The 254-nt window shown below is 43.7% G+C and carries 1 protein-coding gene; it reads right to left on the minus strand.

The genetic code is table 11. The features are described 5' to 3' along the window. The coding region (locus ACFINS_RS10350) for an AMP-binding protein (protein ID WP_375706220.1) at positions 1–254 on the minus strand (254 nt) is incomplete at both ends.

A 254-nucleotide genomic window follows, 5' to 3' on the forward strand; every position in this document is an offset into this window, starting at 1 on the left:
TGATGGGTTATCGCGGCATAAACAAGATAACCCGCTGTGGTGTGTAAAACCCCTTTAGGTTTGCCTGTGGAGCCTGAAGTATAAAGGATAAAAAGCGGATCTTCAGCATTCATTGGTTCTGCTGGACAGTCTGTTTTGGTATGAGCTATCTCTTTATGGTACCAAAAATCCCGCCCCTCTATCCATTGAATGGGTCTACAAGTTCGCCGGATAACCATAACTTGATCTATATGCACATTTTGGTGTGCAGCAAT

The sequence above is a fragment of the Bartonella sp. AA2SXKL genome, assembly GCF_042197205.1.
Classification (GTDB): domain Bacteria; phylum Pseudomonadota; class Alphaproteobacteria; order Rhizobiales; family Rhizobiaceae; genus Bartonella.